The sequence below is a fragment of the Sphingobium sp. Cam5-1 genome (assembly GCF_015693305.1).
Lineage (GTDB): Bacteria > Pseudomonadota > Alphaproteobacteria > Sphingomonadales > Sphingomonadaceae > Sphingobium.
The window spans coordinates 2,491,245-2,508,838 of sequence record NZ_CP065138.1 but is presented as its reverse complement, the minus strand read 5'-3'; the positions used below and the strand labels follow the sequence as shown (position 1 = coordinate 2,508,838).

General features: G+C 62.8%; 11 protein-coding genes. 2 read left to right on the top strand and 9 right to left on the bottom strand.

Annotated elements, in window-relative coordinates; translation table 11 throughout:
- Positions 1-11 precede the first annotated feature (11 nt).
- Positions 12-2,273, bottom strand: a complete 2,262-nt coding sequence (locus IZV00_RS12495) for an NADP-dependent malic enzyme (RefSeq protein WP_196224937.1) — start codon at positions 2,271-2,273, stop codon at positions 12-14.
- 127 nt (positions 2,274-2,400) lie between these two features.
- Between IZV00_RS12495 and mutS the strand changes: the two genes are divergently transcribed.
- Positions 2,401-5,052, top strand: coding sequence for a DNA mismatch repair protein MutS (gene mutS, locus IZV00_RS12490; RefSeq protein WP_230463204.1), 2,652 nt, complete (start codon positions 2,401-2,403; stop codon positions 5,050-5,052).
- A 9-nt stretch (positions 5,053-5,061) separates the two neighbouring features.
- Complete coding sequence (locus IZV00_RS12485; RefSeq protein ID WP_196224936.1) at positions 5,062-7,824, top strand: [protein-PII] uridylyltransferase; 2,763 nt, start codon at positions 5,062-5,064, stop codon at positions 7,822-7,824.
- 6 nt (positions 7,825-7,830) lie between these two features.
- On the opposite strand, the gene IZV00_RS12480 is transcribed toward IZV00_RS12485, so the two are convergent.
- The 8 genes from IZV00_RS12480 to IZV00_RS12445 all read right to left on the bottom strand — a co-directional run bounded on the left by IZV00_RS12480 (position 7,831) and on the right by IZV00_RS12445 (position 17,467).
- Positions 7,831-8,331, bottom strand: coding sequence for a L,D-transpeptidase family protein (locus IZV00_RS12480; protein ID WP_196224935.1), 501 nt, complete (start codon positions 8,329-8,331; stop codon positions 7,831-7,833).
- Positions 8,328-9,386 (bottom strand): GTP cyclohydrolase II, encoded by a 1,059-nt coding sequence (gene ribA, locus IZV00_RS12475; RefSeq protein ID WP_196224934.1) that lies wholly within the window; start codon positions 9,384-9,386, stop codon positions 8,328-8,330. Before ribA ends, IZV00_RS12480 begins: the two co-directional genes overlap by 4 nt.
- A gap of 13 nt (positions 9,387-9,399) precedes the next feature.
- Positions 9,400-10,197, bottom strand: coding sequence for an exodeoxyribonuclease III (gene xth, locus IZV00_RS12470; RefSeq protein ID WP_196224933.1), 798 nt, complete (start codon positions 10,195-10,197; stop codon positions 9,400-9,402).
- Positions 10,198-10,465: 268 nt separating this feature from the next.
- Entirely contained in the window at positions 10,466-11,104 is a 639-nt protein-coding gene (locus tag IZV00_RS12465; RefSeq protein WP_196224932.1) for a LolA family protein, read from the bottom strand.
- A 266-nt stretch (positions 11,105-11,370) separates the two neighbouring features.
- A complete protein-coding gene (locus IZV00_RS12460) occupies positions 11,371-13,698 on the bottom strand; it encodes an FtsK/SpoIIIE family DNA translocase (protein ID WP_196224931.1) in 2,328 nt (775 codons plus the stop codon).
- A 143-nt stretch (positions 13,699-13,841) separates the two neighbouring features.
- Positions 13,842-14,765, bottom strand: a complete 924-nt coding sequence (locus tag IZV00_RS12455; protein ID WP_196224930.1) for a DMT family transporter — start codon at positions 14,763-14,765, stop codon at positions 13,842-13,844.
- Positions 14,766-14,947: 182 nt separating this feature from the next.
- Positions 14,948-16,108, bottom strand: a complete 1,161-nt coding sequence (gene ispG, locus IZV00_RS12450) for a flavodoxin-dependent (E)-4-hydroxy-3-methylbut-2-enyl-diphosphate synthase (protein ID WP_196224929.1) — start codon at positions 16,106-16,108, stop codon at positions 14,948-14,950.
- 51 nt (positions 16,109-16,159) lie between these two features.
- Positions 16,160-17,467, bottom strand: coding sequence for an OmpP1/FadL family transporter (locus IZV00_RS12445; protein ID WP_230463203.1), 1,308 nt, complete (start codon positions 17,465-17,467; stop codon positions 16,160-16,162).
- Positions 17,468-17,594: the final 127 nt, after the last annotated feature.

Genomic DNA, 17,594 nt, shown 5'->3' with positions numbered 1-17,594 from the left:
CTGCCTCTTCCCTAAAGAGCCACCCCTGCCGAAGCCAGTACTGCCAGCGTCAGCAGTTCGGACGCGTTGGACGCCATGGTCGCGATCTGCACCGACTTCTCCATGCCCACGAGCATTGGGCCAATCATCGTCGTGCCGCCCAGTTCGCGCAACAATTTCGCCGAGATATTGGCTGATTGCAGGCCGGGCATGACGAGTATGTTGGCCGGGCCGGACAGGCGGCTGAAGGGATAATTTTTCATGACGGCGGGATTGAGCGCCGCGTCTGCGGTCATTTCGCCTTCATATTCGAAATCGACATCGCGGCCGTCGAGAACCTTCAGCGCGTCGCGGACATTTTCCAGATGGCCGCCCGGCGGGTTGCCGAAGTTGGAATAGGACAGGAAGGCAACGCGCGGGTCATGACCCATGCGCCGTGCGACCGCGACAGTGCCCTCGGCGATGTCGGCCAGTTCGTTGGCGGATGGCCGTTCATTGACGGTGGTGTCGGCCAGGAACACCGTCTTGTCCTTCGACACCATGATATGGATGCCGAAGGCTGTGCGTCCCACCACCGGGTCCATGACGCGCTTCACCTCGCGCAGAGTCTGGGCGAAGGGCCGCGTCACGCCCGTGATCATCGCATCCGCATGACCCATGCTGACAAGCAGGGTGCCGAAGATATTGCGATCGCGATTGACCATGCGTTCGCAATCGCGCCGCAGATGACCGCGCCGCTGCAACCGACTGTAGAGCGTATCCACCATCTCGGGCACCAGAGGCGAATTGACGCTGTTATGCAGTTCGAAACTCTCAGGATCGCGGACGCCAAGCGCCTTCAGCTTGTCATAGACCTCGTTCCGGCCGACGAGAACGGGGATGCCATAGCCAAGGTCACGGAACTGGATCGCGGCGCGCAGCACCACTTCTTCCTCCGCTTCGGCGAACACGACGCGCTTGGGATTGGCCTTGGCGACCTCATAGGCCGTGGTGAGGACCGAAGTCGTCGGATTCAATCGGCCTTTGAGAGACTGGCGATAGGCGGCCATGTCGGCGATCGGCTTTTGCGCGACGCCGCTTTTCATCGCCGCCTGCGCAACCGCTACCGGAACAACCTCCATCAGACGCGGATCGAAGGGCGCCGGGATGATGTAATCGGGACCGAAGCTGTGTGAACGGCCGTAAGCCTTGGCAACTTCCTCCGGCACCTGTTCGCGCGCCAGTTCAGCGATGGCATGCGCCGCCGCCACTTTCATCGGTTCGTTGATGCCCGTTGCGCGCACATCCAGAGCGCCCCGGAAAATGAAAGGGAAGCCCAGCACATTGTTGACCTGGTTGGGATAATCCGACCGCCCGGTAGCGACGATCGCATCCGGGCGAACTTCCAACACCTCGGGAGGCGCAATTTCCGGGTCGGGATTGGCCATGGCGAAGATGATCGGCTTTTCCGCCATCACCTTTACCATGTCCTGCGACACCGCTCCCGCGACAGACAAGCCGAGGAACACGTCGGCGCCCTTGATCGCTTCGCCCAGCGTGCGGGCGTCGGTCTTCACCGCATGCGCCGATTTCCACTGGTTCATACCCTCGGTACGGCCCTGATAGATGACGCCCTTGCTGTCGCACATGATGACATTGTCGTGCGAGACGCCGATCGCCTTGATCAGTTCGGTACAGGAAATGGAGGCCGCCCCTGCGCCATTCACCACGACCTTCATGTCCTTAAGGTCGCGCCCGGTCAGCATCGCGGCATTGATGACGCCAGCGGCGGCAATGATGGCGGTGCCATGCTGGTCGTCGTGGAAAACCGGAATGTTCATCCGCTCTTTCAGCGTCTGTTCGATGATGAAGCATTCCGGCGCTTTGATATCTTCAAGGTTGATGCCGCCAAAGCTCGGCTCCATCAGCTCGACCGCATCGATGAACTTGTCGACGTCCTCGGTCTTAAGCTCGATATCGATCGAGTCCACGTCGGCGAAGCGCTTGAAGAGCACGGCCTTGCCTTCCATCACCGGCTTTGATGCGAGCGCGCCCAGATTGCCAAGGCCAAGGATCGCCGTGCCGTTGGAAATGACCGCGACCAGATTGCCCTTGGCCGTATAGTCGTAGGCGGTCTGCGGATCGGCGGCGATGGCGCGTACCGGCACGGCGACGCCGGGAGAATAGGCAAGGCTGAGGTCACGCTGTGTCGCCATTGGCTTGGACGCGATGATTTCGATCTTGCCCGGCCTGCCAGTCGAATGGAAGAACAGCGCCTCGCGCTCGGAAAATTCCACACTCGACTTATCAGTCATGACGCATCCGCCCCTCTTTACCTAGTAAACAGGCCCTAGCGGCAAGCCCGACCTGTCGGCAAGCATGAGCGGCACGTTTTTTCACGCCCTTTCCTGAACTGCCGCTTGCGGCTATCGCCTGACGGTCATGCACAGCCCCAAGGAAAACGCCGCGACCCAGCCGACGCCGATGATGGCGCAATATCTGGCGTTGAAGGCTGAGGCGCAGGATTGCCTGCTCTTCTACCGCATGGGCGACTTCTTCGAACTGTTCTTCGACGACGCAAAGGCCGCCGCAGCGACGCTGGACATCGCGCTTACCAGCCGGGGCGAACATGGCGGCGCTCCGATTCCCATGTGCGGCGTGCCCGTGCACAGCGCCGAAAATTATCTGGCCCGGCTGATCAAGGCCGGACACCGGGTCGCCATCGCCGAACAGACCGAAACGCCCGCAGAGGCCAAGACGCGGGGCAGCAAGGCGCTCGTGGCCCGCGCCATCGTACGCTATGTCACGGCGGGCACGCTGACCGAGGAGACGCTGCTCGATTCCAAGCGCGACAACATGTTGGTGGCGCTGGCCCAGACGGGCGGCGACGGCGTGGGCGAGATCGGGCTAGCTGCGGCCGACATTTCCACCGGGCGTTTCGAAACGCTGACGCTGCGGACCAGCGACCTGCCCGCCGAACTGGCGCGGCTGCGGCCCAGCGAGATCGTCGTGCCCGACGGCCTCGCCCTCGATCTGCCCGAGGCGCATCCGTTCGATCGTGCGGCATTTTCCAGCAATCGGGCCGAGTCAGCGCTCAAGCGGCTGTTCGGCGTGGCTACCCTCGACGGATTCGGCCAATTCAGCCGGGCGGAGCTGGCCGCGATGGGCGGGCTGGTCTCCTATCTGGATCATGCGGGCAAGGGCACCCTGCCCTTTCTGGCGCCGCCCGTTCGCAAGGCAAGTGGCGCCCATGTGGCGATCGACGCGGCCACACGGGAAAGTCTGGAGATCAGTGCGACGATGAGCGGCGCGCGCGCGGGCAGCCTGTTGGGGGCGGTGGATCGGACGGTCACCGGCGCAGGCGCCCGGCTGCTGGCGCAGGACCTGTCTGCACCGTTGATGGATCAAGGGCTGATCGAAGCGCGGCTGGGTCTGGTGCAACTCCTCCATGACGACCCGCTGCTGCGCGATCAGTTGCGTGCCGCGCTAAGGGCATTGCCCGACGTCGGGCGCGCGCTGGGCCGCATAGCGGTAGGCCGGGGCAGTCCGCGCGATCTGGGACAGCTGCGCGACGGGCTCAATGAAGCGCGCATGCTGCGCGAACGGCTGGGACGGTTGCCCGATCAACCGCCTCTGCTCCAGCAACTGTTGCCAGCCCTTGATGGCCACGGAGCGTTGGTGGACAGCCTTTCGCGAGCGCTGGTCCCCAGCCCGCCGACCGAGACGGCCAATGGCGGATATATTGCCGACGGCTACGACCCGGCTCTGGACGAGCTGCGGCGGATGGCGGGCGACGGACGGCGGGCGATCGCTGCTCTGGAGGCAAGCTATCGCGAGCGTACCGGCATCGCGTCGCTGAAGATTCGGCATAATGGCGTGCTTGGTTATCATGTCGAAGTGCCCGCACGGGCCGCCGATCCACTGATGCAGCCGGACAGCGGCTTCACGCATCGCCAGACGCTGGCGGGCGTGGTCCGATTCAATTCGGTCGATCTGCATGCACAGGCCGGACGGGTCGCGCAGGCGGGTGCCCATGCGCTAGTGGCCGAGGCCGCGCATCTGGAGGATCTTGTCGAAGCCGCCCTGGCTCGCAAGGCAGAGATCGCGCTGGCCGCTGATGCGCTTGCCCGGCTCGACGTTGCCACAGCGCTGGCGGAGCGCGCCGCCGAAGGAGGCTGGCAGCGGCCGCATTTCTTGCCCCAGGAGGGCGGCGAACCGTGCCTTGAGATCATTGGCGGCCGACATCCGGTGGTCGAGGACGCGCTCCGGAAGGAAGGGCAGCCCTTCGTCGCCAACGATTGCTGTCTAGGGGCCGAAGACCGGCTCTGGCTGGTCACCGGCCCCAATATGGGCGGTAAATCCACCTTCCTGCGACAGAATGCGTTGATCGTGATTCTTGCGCAGGCTGGCAGCTATGTCCCTGCTCAGTCGGCGACGCTGACGTTGGTCGATCGGTTGTTCAGTCGCGTGGGGGCATCGGACAACCTTGCGCGCGGGCGATCGACGTTCATGGTCGAGATGGTGGAAACCGCCGCTATCCTTTCGCAGGCGACGGAACGCAGCTTCGTCATCCTGGACGAAGTCGGACGCGGCACATCCACCTATGACGGGCTGGCCCTCGCCTGGGCGGTCGTCGAAGCGGTGCATGAGGTCAACCGCTGCCGGTGCCTGTTCGCGACGCACTATCATGAACTGACACGGCTGGCCGAGACGCTCTCGTCGCTATCGTTGCACCATGTGCGTGCCCGCGAGTGGAAAGGCGATCTCATCTTGCTTCATGAGGTTGCGGAGGGGCCAGCAGACCGCAGCTATGGCCTCGCCGTCGCGCGGCTTGCCGGGCTGCCGCCCGCCGTTCTGAAGCGCGCCAAGGATGTGTTGACCCGGCTGGAGGCGGGCCGGGCAAAGACTGGCGGCATCGCGGCGGGCCTGGACGACCTTCCCCTCTTCGCCGCCGCCGCAGCGCAGGAGGAGGAAGCGGTCGATGCCCTGCGCGCCGCGCTCGACATGATCGATGCTGATGCGCTTTCTCCGCGCGAGGCGCTGGAGCAGCTTTATCGCTTGAAACAACTGGCCGCCGCCAGCAGCGGACACTAGACTGAGCCCATGGTCATGCAGTTCCCCTCCCTTGGCTCTCGCCGTTCCATCATCGACCGGCGCGCGATTTCCGACAGCATCAACGCGCTGGCGCAAGAGCATAGGGGCGACCCAGCGAAACTGCGGGGGTTGGTAGTTCGCGAACTGAAGACCGCGCTGGACGCCGGACGCGTCGATGTCGCGAAGCGGTTGGAGGCAAAACCCACGCGGGGACGCGAGGCCGTGACCGCCTTTGCGTTCCTGATCGACCAGATTCTGCGCCTGCTCTACGATGCAACCACGCATCATCTTTATCCTGCCAGCAATCGCAGCACGGGCGAGCGCATCACCCTGATGGCCGTCGGCGGCTATGGCCGTGGCGAGATGGCGCCGCATAGCGACGTCGATATCGCCTTCATCACGCCATGGAAGCCCACCGGGTGGACCGAGCAGGTCATCGAATCCATGCTCTATTCTCTCTGGGACTTGGGCCTAAAGGTCGGGCATTCGAGCCGGTCGATCGATGAAACCATGCGCATGGCCAAGGCGGATCTGACCGTGCGCACGGCACTGCTCGAAGCGCGTTATGTCTGGGGCGACCGGGCGCTGTACGAGGACACCGCCAAGCGGTTCGATGCTGAGGTGATGCAGGGGACGGCGCGCGCTTTCGTCACCGAAAAGCTGGAGGAGCGGGACGAGCGGCACAAGCGCATGGGCGATAGCCGCTATGTCGTTGAACCCAATGTCAAGGAAGGCAAGGGAGGGCTGCGTGACCTCCACACGCTATTCTGGATCGGCAAATATGTGAATCGGGTGAAGTCCGTCGCCGAGCTGGTCGATGTAGGCTTGCTGACCGATCTGGAACTGCGGCAATTCCAGAAGGCAGAGGATTTTCTTTGGGCCGTCCGATGCCACCTGCACATGATCACGGGGCGGGCGGAAGATCGCCTGACATTCGATCTACAGCTGGAAACCGCCACGCGGATGCACTTCACGGCGCGGCAGGGCCGCTCCGGTGTGGAGCGCTTCATGCGCTATTATTTCCTAAACGCAAAAATTGTCGGCGACCTGACCGCCGTGTTCCTTGCGCATCTGGACGACCAGATGGCGGCGAAGGGGCGGCGCTATATTCCGTCCATATTCCGTCGTCCCAAGAAGCTGGACGGGTTCGTGCTGGACCGTGGTCGGCTCGCGCTGCCAAGCGACGACTTTTTCCAGCAGGACCCGGTGCGGTTGCTCGAAATCTTCGCGGTGGCTGATCGCCATGAGCTGGGCATCCACCCAAGCGCCATGCGCACCGCCAGCCGGGACGCAGGTCTCATCACGGCGAAAATCCGCCGCGATGCTCGCGCCAATGCGGCTTTCATGGATGTGCTGACATCGCCCCGCGATCCGGAAACCGTGCTGCGCTGGATGAATGAATCGACGGTGTTTGGCCGGTTCATCCCCGATTTTCGTCGCGTCGTGGCGCAGATGCAGTTCGATATGTATCACCATTATACGGTGGACGAGCATACCATCCGCGCAGTCGGGCTTCTGGCCCGCGTGGAGAAGGGCGATCTGGTGGAAGACCACCCATTGTCCACCGAGATCATGGGCAAGCTGGTGTCTCGCCGGGTACTCTATGTCGCGGTACTGCTGCACGACATCGCAAAGGGCCGTGGCGGCGACCATAGCGTCCTTGGCGCCGAGGTGGCCGATCATCTTTGCCCACGCCTCGGCCTGACGCCGGCCGAAACGGAAACCGTCGCCTGGCTGGTGCGCCATCATCTACTGATGTCGGCCACGGCGTTCAAGCGTGATCTGGCCGATTACAAGACGATCCTCGATTTCGTCGAAGTGGTGCAGAGCCCCGAGCGGCTTCGCCTGCTGCTCTGCCTCACCGTCGTGGACATCCGCGCTGTGGGTCCCGGCGTGTGGAACAGCTGGAAGCGACAGCTGCTGGGCGACCTTTATGAGGCTGCCGAGGAAGTGCTGCGGCTTGGCCATAAGCAAAAGGGTCGCGGCGAACGCGTCACCGCCAAGCAGGAATCGCTGCGCAAGGCGCTCGGCATGTCGAAGGCCGACTTCCAGAAGCTCAGCAAGCGCCTGCCCGAATCCTACTGGATCGCCGAGCCTGAGGACATACTGATCCACAATGCGCAGCATATCCTGGCGTCGGGCGATTCACCCTTATCGATTGCCGCGCAATATTATCCGCAGCGCGGTGCCACGCTGGTCACCGTCTATGCCGCCGACCATCCGGGCCTGTTCTACCGGATTGCCGGCGCGATCCATCTGGCGGGCGGCAATATCATCGACGCGCGCATCCATACCACGCGTGACGGCGTCGCGATCGACAACTTCCTTGTGCAAGACCCGTTGGGCGGCGCTTTCCATAGCCCGGAACAGCTGACCCGCATCCGCAATGCGATCGAGGATTCGCTGGCGAACCGCCACCGCATGATCACGAAGCTGGAAGCGCGTCCCCTGCCCCGCACCCGCGCCGAAGCGTTCCGGATCGAACCCAATGTGCTGATCGACAACAAGGCGTCCAACCGCTTTACGGTGATCGAGGTCAATGCCCGCGATCGCCCGGCCCTGCTGTTCAGCCTTGCCAACGCTTTGTTCCAGTCGAAGGTCACGGTGCATAGCGCTCACGTCGCCACTTATGGCGAACGCGCGGTCGATACATTTTACGTGACCGACCTGCTGGGTGGCAAGATTGAGAGCAAGGCACGTCTCCAGACACTCGAGCGGCGGTTGCGCGAATCGGCTGGCGGTGAGATTGGCGAGGCTCTGGAGCAGGCCTGACCTGCCTTAGATGATCTCCATAACGTCGCCCGGAGCCAGCAACGGCAGCAGTTTCAGCATATCGTCGCGATCAATGGCGATGCAGCCCGCCGTAGGACGCCCTTCGGACAGGTGGAGAAAGATCGCGCTGCCCTGCCCCGGCACCGGCGGCGCGTCATTATGCCCCAGCACGACGATCACATCATAGGCATCATCGCCGCAGAGGAGCGATTCCGCCGAAAATGCTCGTGGCAGATGCACTGGCCGATTGTAGGCGGGATCAGCAGGGTCGTCAGACCAGCCATCACCTTCCCTCACCCAGCGCCATGGAAGCCGGATTGCGGCAGGCTCCGCCCTTCCCGGCCGCAGCAGAACGCCCCGCAACGGCCAGACCCCTAGCGGCGTGCAGCCGTCCCCCTCCCGCTTATCGGTCGCCGCGCAAACGCCGCCCCGGCCGAGCGTGCATGGGATGTCCAGTGTGCCGAACCGCAACCGCCCGGCGGCGCTGTTCACATGGATCGTGGTCACAGTTGATGCCCGGTACGATCGCGTTTGGTCGCCAGATATTGTTCATTGTGCGGATTGGCAGGCAGGATGATGGGCAGGCGTTCTGCCACCTTGATACCCGCGCCTTCCAGCCCCTCCACCTTCTTGGGATTGTTGGTGAGCAGTCGCACCTCTTCGATGCCCAGCAGCTTGAGCATGCGCGCCGCGACCGAGAAATCACGCGCATCGATGGCAAAGCCAAGGCGGACATTGGCATCGACGGTATCGAACCCCTGATCCTGCAAGGCATAAGCGCGCAATTTGTTGATGAGGCCGATCCCGCGCCCTTCCTGCCGCAGATAAAGCAACACGCCCCAACGTGAGTCCGCGATCCGGTGCAGCGCCTCATGCAATTGAGGCCCGCAATCGCATTTGAGGCTGCCCAGCACGTCCCCGGTCAGGCATTCGCTGTGCAGCCTGATGACCGGCGGCGAGGAATCCCGCGTCCCAACGATCAGGGCGACATGCTCTCGTGGCTCATCCGGACTGCGAAAGGCAATGATCTCGGCGGTCTCGCAGGCTGACACCGGCAGCCGCGCGCGCGTCGCTATGGCAAGATGAGCAGCGTCATCATAAGCGTCGATGTCATCGGCACTGACTTCGGCCTCGCTCTCTCCCTCCGATCCCAAAAAGAAAGCAGGCAGGATACCCGCCAGCCGGGCGAGCTTAAGCGTCGCCTTAGCCGCCAGCGGCGCGGTAAGGGGCTTGGCTGCAAACGGTCCCTTCAACGGGGATGCGAGGTCGAGTACCGGGTCAGCGATCGCGGTAGCAACATCGCCATCGATCCACGGCGCGCGGGCGATCAGCACGGGCATGTCGGGATCGGCAGCAGCAAGCTGGTTTGCGAGCTTCAATGTCTCGCCCCGGGCAGCTGCTATCAATATGTCCGCTTTGCCCGCAGGATCGAAAGTCTTCAGCGTCAGGGCATCGGCGCCTTCGACCGCCATGACGCGTATAGCGCCGTCAGTCGCACGAACGGTGACTGCCCAACCACGGCGCAGAGCGTCAATCGCGCGGGCGGCAGCGCGCCCGTTCATGGCAGACGGTCCATCAGAAGGCGAACTCCGTAATGATCGGGACATGATCCGATGGTTTGGTCCAACTGCGCGCCGGTTCGACAACACGGTGCCCGACCGCCTTTGCCGCAACATCCTGCGTCATCCACATATGATCCAGCCGCCGCCCACGATCCGATTCCGCCCAATCCCGCGCGCGATAGCTCCACCAGGTATAAAGCCGCTCGGGAGCCGGAAAAAATTGGCGGCCGATATCGATCCAATTGTTCGACTCCTGCAACCGGCCCAGCAGTTCGCATTCAATCGCCGTATGGCTGACGACATTGAGCAGTTGCTTATGGCTCCACACATCGCATTCCATGGGCGCGATGTTGAAATCGCCAGTGAGGATCGTCGGCTTGTCCTCAAGCTGGGAGGACCATTCGATCATGCGCTCAATGAAATCGAGCTTCTGACCGAATTTGGGGTTGACTGTCCGGTCGGGAATATCGCCTCCGGCAGGGACATAGACATTTTCTATCCGCACGCCATTGTCCAGGCGGACGCCGACATGGCGGGCTTCGCCATTGGCCTGCCAATCGAGCCGGTCATCCTCATGAATGGGCACCTTACTCATGATCGCCACGCCATGATGCATGCGCTGGCCGTTCAGCACCTGATGAACATAGCCCAGACGCCTGAACATGTCGGTGGGAAATATCTCATTCACCACCTTCGTCTCCTGAAGGCAAAGGATGTCAGGTGCTTCTTCGGTCAGGAAACGTTCGACTATGTCGATCCGGGCGCGGACGCTGTTGATGTTCCAGGATGCGATGCTCAGTGTTTTCGGCATGCTGATCCCCTAAGGGCCTGCGAACGGCTTCGCAAGCTTGGCTCTGCACCGACCTGCCACTGGCAAAGTAAGACCCCCGCTCCGGGGGCATGGAACGGGGGTCTCGATCGCGCCCTTGAAGCGCTTTGCGGCGGGAGCTGCGTTCCGAGTAACAGGGGGGAAATCCCGGACTTCGTCTCGCGCCGTGGAGTTCTTATTAGGGTTCCGGATATGAGCCGAAGATGAACAGAATTCGGCAGATCGCCATCCATCTCATGCCAGGCCCATTTCACCCCCCCGCCACGCGCCCCTTCGGGCGCGGGTCTGTCCAACGAAAGGCAGAATTCGCAACCGGGACGCCATAACGCTGGTTCGACAAGCGCACGCTAGTACGGTTATTCTGGGAATCGAGCGCTACCCATCCGTAAAGCTGAAGACCCGCAGGCCCGGCCGGATCGCGTTCAAAGATCATCGTGATGGTGCCGAATTCCGGCCGCCTGGGATCGCGTGCCTGGACGCTGATCACCTTCGGATCCCCGGTCTGGATCAACTTGCCAAAGCGGGACAAGTCCTTTTTCGGATCGAGCAAGGCGCCCAAAGGCGAGCTGCCAATCGGCCAGCGCTGCACCTGACGGACTTCATAGTCGATCATCGTCAAGGCCTTGCCGTCGCCGACGATCAGCAGCGGCACACCTTTTTGATACTGGAACCGCACCTTGCCGGGCTGCTTGATCGTAAGCTTACCCGTCAGGGTTTGACCAGTGCGGTCGGTCTGCACGAAATCGGCGGTCATCGTGGTGACGCCGCGAATATAGGCATTTACCCGATCCATGCCGTCCGGCGACTGCTGCGCTGCAACGGGCGCGGCTGGAACGAACAACGGTGCGGCGGCCAGGGCCAGGGCGAGTGGCGCAAACAAGCGCTTCATGCATTCTTCTCCGCTTTGTTGAGAGGTCGAGGAGTAACGATCAGGCGTTGAACCCATTGTGAACTGATGCGTTCCTGATCTCCGAACCCTGCATGGGCCGCTTTGCAGCTGTGAATTAGCTCGCCCGATGAACAAAAAAAAGGCTGGTCCGAAGACCAGCCGGAAAGTTTTAGGAGAGGATGCCTGAAAGGCCCGATCTTATTGAACGGCACTGGTCCTTTTCGCAAATGCATAGACGGCCAGATCGATTGCGTTTGACGCAATCGTCATAGCGGATTGCCATTTTCATCGCGCAATACCTCACGTCGGCCGACATGGTTCGGAGGGCCGACCAGCCCCTCTTCTTCCATCCGCTCAATGAGGCGCGCAGCCGAATTATAGCCGACCCGGAGCTGACGCTGCAGCCAGCTGGTCGAAGCCTTCTGATTTTCAAACACCAGCTGGCATGCTTTGCGGAACAGCTGCGCATCGGGGCTATCATCGCCCAGATCCACGCCGTCGAGGGCGAAGCTGCCTTCTTCCGGTTCTTCGGTCACGGCCGAGATATAATCCGGCTGCCCTTGTGCCCGCCAGTGGTCGGCGACCACGCGCACCTCGTCGTCGGACACGAAGGGGCCATGTACGCGCATCAGACCCTTGCCGCCGTGCATATAGAGCATGTCGCCCTTGCCCAGCAGCTGTTCGGCGCCTTGCTCACCCAGGATCGTGCGGCTGTCGATCTTTGAGGTCACGAAGAAGCTGATCCGGGTCGGAAGGTTCGCCTTGATGACGCCGGTGATGACATCAACGGATGGGCGCTGCGTCGCCAGGATCAGATGGATGCCCGCAGCACGCGCCTTTTGCGCCAGGCGCTGGATCAGGAACTCGACTTCCTTGCCTGCCGTCATCATCAGGTCGGCGAGTTCGTCCACCACCACCACGATCTGCGGCAGCGGCTGGAAATCGAGCTGTTCTTCCTCGTAGATCGGCTTGCCGGTTTCGGGATCGTAGCCCGTCTGAACGCGGCGGCCGAGTGGCTTGCCCTTGGCTTTCGCTGCCCGCACCTTTTCATTATAATTGGCGAGGTTGCGGACGGAGATGGAGGCCATCATGCGATAGCGGTCCTCCATCTGCTCCACCGCCCATTTGAGGGCGCGGATCGCCTTGGCGGGCTCGGTCACGACAGGCGACAACAGATGCGGGATGTCGTCATAGGTCGACAATTCCAGCATCTTGGGGTCGATCATGATGAGGCGCAGCTGGTCCGGCGTCATGCGGTAGAGCAGCGACAGGATCATGGCGTTAAGGCCAACCGACTTACCCGAGCCGGTGGTGCCCGCGATCAGCAGGTGCGGCATGGGCGCAAGGTCGGCGATAATCGGTTCGCCCGAGATATTCTTGCCCAGGATGATTGGCAGCGTGGCGTCCTGCACGAACTGTTCGGAGGTGATAAGCTCGCGGAACGACACGCCCTCGCGATTGGCGTTGGGCAGTTCGATGCCGATGACGGTGCGGCCGGGAATGGTCGCGACGCGGGCGGAAAGGGCCGACATGTTGCGGGCGATGTCGTCGGCGAGCGCAATGACGCGGCTCGCCTTGATGCCGGGTGCCGGCTCCAGTTCGTACATGGTGACGACCGGGCCGGGGCGCACTTCGACGATGTTTCCCTTCACATGGAAGTCGTCGAGCACGGATTCGAGCAGGCGGGCATTGCGTTCCAACGCGGCCTTGTCGATCTTCTGCGACTGGCTTGCGGGTATCGGATTAAGCAGGTCGGGCGAGGGCAGCGAGCTATTGCCGAACAGGTCATCCTGAGAAACGGGCGCCATTTGCCTTTGGGCGGGCGCGGGTTTGGGAGTCTGGATGGTGATGGGCGGCTTGGGCTCGTTCGACACGGCGCGGCGGGGAGCGATGACGCGTTCTCCGGTTTCGTCATCGTCATCTTGCGCGTCGGCAGTAACGCTCCCGCCGCCCGCGAAAGCGAGGGCCGGTTTGGGCAGACTGAGACGCGGCAGAGTTGGACGGCGCAAGGCGAGGATCGGCTTTTCCAGCGCAAGGCTGCGATACCAGGTGAAGAAGCCGGCGAGTAGCATCAGCACCACGAGAATGCCTGTGATCCATCCTTGCGCGGCGGGCGCGGCGGAGGTGAGGCTGCGTACGCCGTTGGCGGTGGCCAAGCCGATGAGACCGCCCCAGCCCGACGGGAGATCGATAAGCGAGTCAGGCTGGAACATCGCCAGCGCGATGCCGATGAGGATAATGCCGAGGAAGCATTTGCCGAACTGCCCTTTCCACCCGGTCATGTCCTGATCACCCCAAAGGCGACGGGCGGTGATGGCCAGCAAGGGAAGAACGAGCGCAACAGGTACGCCAAGCAGGGTGAAGAGGAAGGCGGAGACCCAGGCGCCGGGCCAGCCCATGATATTTTGGACCTGATTGTCGGCGACGGTCATCATCGACGGGTCGCTCAGGCGGAAGCTGAGCAGCGCGAGCGCGAGGAACAGGGTCGCCAGCATCAGCGCGATCGCGCTGATCAGCGCGCCGCTGCGGATGAGGCTGCGTTTCAGCATTTCGCGCCATTCCGGCGTGCGCTTTCCTCCGCGGCTGACAGCCATGGCTTTTGAATGTCCCCCAAATGTTCCGTTCCGGCACAATGCGCCGAGCGGGGACTCCGCGTCAAGAGTCCGGCGTTTCGGCTGGTCGCGGGAAAATCATGAATGAAATGGCGGGAAAAACGCGATTCCCGCCGGATCACCAATCATGTGACTCCTTCATGCATTTGCGCTGACGGAGATGCGCGCAGGGCGATGAGGCATCCGGCGACGATCAGCGCCGCGCCCGCGAGGGTCGAGAGGGTCAGCCGTTCGCCGAAGGCGAGCCAGCCGATGATCGCCGCCCAGATGAAGGCGGTAAATTCGACCGGGATGAGGTGCTGAGCCTCCGCCCGCGCATAGGCCCAGGCGAAGGCGGCGAGCGAGGTGAAGGCGAAGGCCGCGCAGGCGACGATGAGGAGCGCGGAATCAGGGCGGGGGAGGTCGAGGTGCAGCGGAAAGAGGGTCGGCGCTGCCCACGCGGCTGCCGCGCACAGGCCAAAGAGGATGAGCATGACGCAATGCTGGAAGAAGGCAACTTCGACCGGGGAGGCAAGCTGGGCCTGCTGGCGCTGAATGATCAGATTCCAGGCGAAGAGGACCGCTGAAACCAGCACAGCGGCGGCGCCGAGCAGGGCGTCCCAGTCATAGCTGTCCTGCATACGGCCCGACAGGATCACCGCGACGCCGACGAGTCCGAGAAGAGAGGCGCTGATGGCGCGCTTGCCGATCCGTTCGCCCAGCAGCAGCGCGGCAAGATAAAGGGCGATGAGCGGCGCGATGAAGGACAGCGCGATGGCTTCAGCGAGCGGCATGCGCATCAGCGCGAAGAAAAAGAGGCTCGCCATGATCGAGACGATAATACCGCGCAGGATATGCAGGCGCAGGACCGGTCTGGTCGGCCAACGGTGGCCGCCGGGCAGCATGATCACGAGGCCGAGCAGCGTCCCGGCCAGCGCGCGCCAGAAGAGCGCGTTGAACAGGCCGATGGAGAGGCTCAATCCCTTCATCGTCGCGTCCATGATGGCAAAGAGCAGCACGGCGGCGCAGCAGACTGCAAAGGGAATGGCGAGGGAGCGGGGTTGGGTCATGTTCATGGCATGGGGGGTGTAGCGGTGAGGCGGCTCGGCATCTGCGAGCAGGGCAGATTTAAGAAGGAATGGGCTTCGACAGGCTCAGCCCGAACGGGGGATGGGGAGGCTTGGAGGGTCGAGCCTTCCCTATAAAGGGGACGGCGGCGAGTGGACTGGGTGTGGCGGGATGCCCTCCTCCCCTACTCCGCCGCCTCGGCCCGGCCTGCGTCGGTCGTTTCCGCTTCGAGCTTGGCCGCTTCAATCTCCGCCGCCTTGGCTTCGACCAGATTGACGATATGGTCGATCATGCCTTCGTCCTGGATGGTGTGGTCGGTGAGGCCGGAGAGATAGACCATATGCTTGCCCGCGCCGCCGCCGGTGAGGCCGATGTCGGTTTCGCGCGCTTCGCCGGGGCCGTTGACGACACAGCCGAGTACCGAGAGCGACAGGGGCGTGTGGATATGCTGGAGCCTTTCCTCCAGCGCCTGCACGGTGCGGATGACGTCGAAACCCTGACGCGCGCAGCTGGGGCAGGAGATGACCTTGACCCCGCGGGTGCGGATGCCGAGGGATTTCAGGATTTCATAGCCGACGCGCACTTCCTCTTCCGGTTCGGCGGAGAGGGAGACGCGGATCGTATCGCCGACCCCGGCCCAGAGGAGATTGCCGATGCCGATCGCGCTTTTGACCGTGCCGCCGATCAGGCCCCCCGCCTCGGTGATGCCCAGATGCAGGGGGCAATCGACGGCGTCGGCGAGCTGCATATAGGCGGAGACGGCGAGGAATACGTCGGACGCCTTTACCGCGACCTTATATTCGTGAAAGTCCTGATCCTGGAGCAGCTTGATATGGTCGAGCGCACTTTCGACCAGTGCCCCCGGGCAGGGTTCGCCATATTTTTCGAGCAGGTCCTTTTCGAGGCTGCCCGCGTTGACGCCTATGCGGATGGCGCAGCCATTGGATTTGGCCGCGTCGACCACTTCCTTGACGCGCGCTTCCGACCCGATGTTGCCGGGATTGATGCGGAGGCAAGCCGCGCCCGCGTCAGCGGCTTCGAGCGCGCGCTTATAGTGGAAATGGATGTCGGCGACGATCGGTACGCGGGCGGCGCGAACGATCTGCTTCAGGGCCGCCGTCGATTCCTCGTCCGGGCAAGACACGCGGATGATGTCGACGCCCGCATCCTCGCAGCGGCGGATCTGGTCGATCGTCGCCTTGACGTCATGCGTCAGCGTGTTGGTCATCGTCTGCACGCTGACGGGCGCGCCGCCGCCGACCGGCACATTGCCGACCATGATCTGGCGGCATGGCCGGCGAGCTATGTCGCGCCAGGGACGCAGGCCGGGATTATGGTCGGACATGAATTGGGGGCTCCGTGCTGATGGAGCCCCTATAGTGATTCACGAGCCAAGTTAGAAGCGCGCCGTCACCGATGCGGCGATCTGGTCCGCATTGCCGCTGGTCCGGGACAGGGTGGTGACGGTGGTCGCCGCCGGAGTCCCGGCATAATAGCTTTCGGGGCGGATGATATTCGCCTTTTCCACGAAATTATGCGCGTAGCTGAGATTGAGGCCGATGGCGGGCGAGACATTGTAGGTTGCCCCGGCCGACAGCCAGGCGCGATCGCCGTCGGGCACGCGCGTGGTCAGATGCTGAGGTTTGGTAGGCGAGCGATCGAACATCGTGCCCGCGCGCAGGGTGAGCGCAGGGCTGACATCATATTCGCCGCCCAGGCTGACGCTGTAGCTGTCCTTGTAATCCAGTTCCTTGACCGAGGTGCGGCCCGCCGCCGTGATGGCGATCGATTTGAAGACCGACCAATTATACCAGCGCGCGCTGATCATGGCGCGAAGGCTGGGGGTCAGCCGATGCATGAAGCCGACGGTCACGATGTCAGGCAGTTCAAGCGGCGCGGTGGCATCGCTGCTGCCATTTTGCGGCGCCAGCAGACCTTGGAGGCCCGAAATCGTCTGCGTACCGGTCAGACGGTGCCCCATGCCAGAGCGATAAGAGATGCCGACATTGGTGTCGCCATTGGTATAGAAGAAGCCCGCATTCCAGCCCAGCGTCCAATCCTTGCCCGTCACGCGGGCGAGGCCATCGGTCGTGATCAGGGGCGAAAGTTGCGGCAGGGCGTTGGTCAGCGTGACCTTCACATATTGGACATCCACGCCGCCGCCGATGGAGAAATGATCGTCCAGCTTATAAGCGGCGGACGCCTGAACATTATAAGCCTTAAGGTCGGTGTGGAGCGATTCATAACGGCCGAAGAAGCCGGAGTCATAATCCAGCTTGAGGCCGAAGGGGGCGTTGACGCCCGCGCCGAGCCACAGCCGGTCTGTGACCTGACCCGTGACATAGAAGCTGGGCACGGGAATGACCTTGTCGAACGGGTTGCCGCCCGAATTGCCTGTGATCGGCACAGTGGCGCCCGGAAAGCCTGGCACGGTGCGATTGCTGCCCTGGTTCGATTGCTGAGCGGTGGCGAAAAGCGCCACGGCGCCAGCGGACAATTGCACGCCGGGAAGTTCGGTAATCGCGGCCGGATTGAAATAGATGGCCGACGGGTCATCCGCCGCCGCACCGGCACCCGAAAGCGCCCTGCCCGTTTCCTTGGGCGATTGTTCCTGCAGATAGAAGCCGCCGGCGAGCGCGGGCATGGGAAGCGCCAGAAAGCCCACAGACAGGAAGGTGGTGGCAATGCGGCGGCTTGAAAACATGCAATTCCCCTTTTGAAATCCCGTTTGCGCGCCGGGCACGCAATATCATCACGGCCTATGGCAGCGATATGGTTAATTTCCCGTTCGGCAGGAATGCATCCCACCGGGACGAAAAAAAAGCCGCCCC

Excerpts from the sequence above, each read along its gene's own strand:
- IZV00_RS12495 (WP_196224937.1), bottom strand. The coding sequence starts at position 2,273 with ATGACTGATAAGTCGAGTGTGGAATTTTCCGAGCGCGAGGCGCTGTTC.
- mutS (WP_230463204.1), top strand. The coding sequence starts at position 2,401 with ATGCACAGCCCCAAGGAAAACGCCGCGACCCAGCCGACGCCGATGATG.
- IZV00_RS12485 (WP_196224936.1), top strand. The coding sequence starts at position 5,062 with ATGGTCATGCAGTTCCCCTCCCTTGGCTCTCGCCGTTCCATCATCGAC.
- ribA (WP_196224934.1), bottom strand. The coding sequence starts at position 9,386 with ATGAACGGGCGCGCTGCCGCCCGCGCGATTGACGCTCTGCGCCGTGGT.
- xth (WP_196224933.1), bottom strand. The coding sequence starts at position 10,197 with ATGCCGAAAACACTGAGCATCGCATCCTGGAACATCAACAGCGTCCGC.
- IZV00_RS12465 (WP_196224932.1), bottom strand. The coding sequence starts at position 11,104 with ATGAAGCGCTTGTTTGCGCCACTCGCCCTGGCCCTGGCCGCCGCACCG.
- IZV00_RS12460 (WP_196224931.1), bottom strand. The coding sequence starts at position 13,698 with ATGGCTGTCAGCCGCGGAGGAAAGCGCACGCCGGAATGGCGCGAAATG.
- IZV00_RS12455 (WP_196224930.1), bottom strand. The coding sequence starts at position 14,765 with ATGACCCAACCCCGCTCCCTCGCCATTCCCTTTGCAGTCTGCTGCGCC.
- ispG (WP_196224929.1), bottom strand. The coding sequence starts at position 16,108 with ATGTCCGACCATAATCCCGGCCTGCGTCCCTGGCGCGACATAGCTCGC.
- IZV00_RS12445 (WP_230463203.1), bottom strand. The coding sequence starts at position 17,467 with ATGTTTTCAAGCCGCCGCATTGCCACCACCTTCCTGTCTGTGGGCTTT.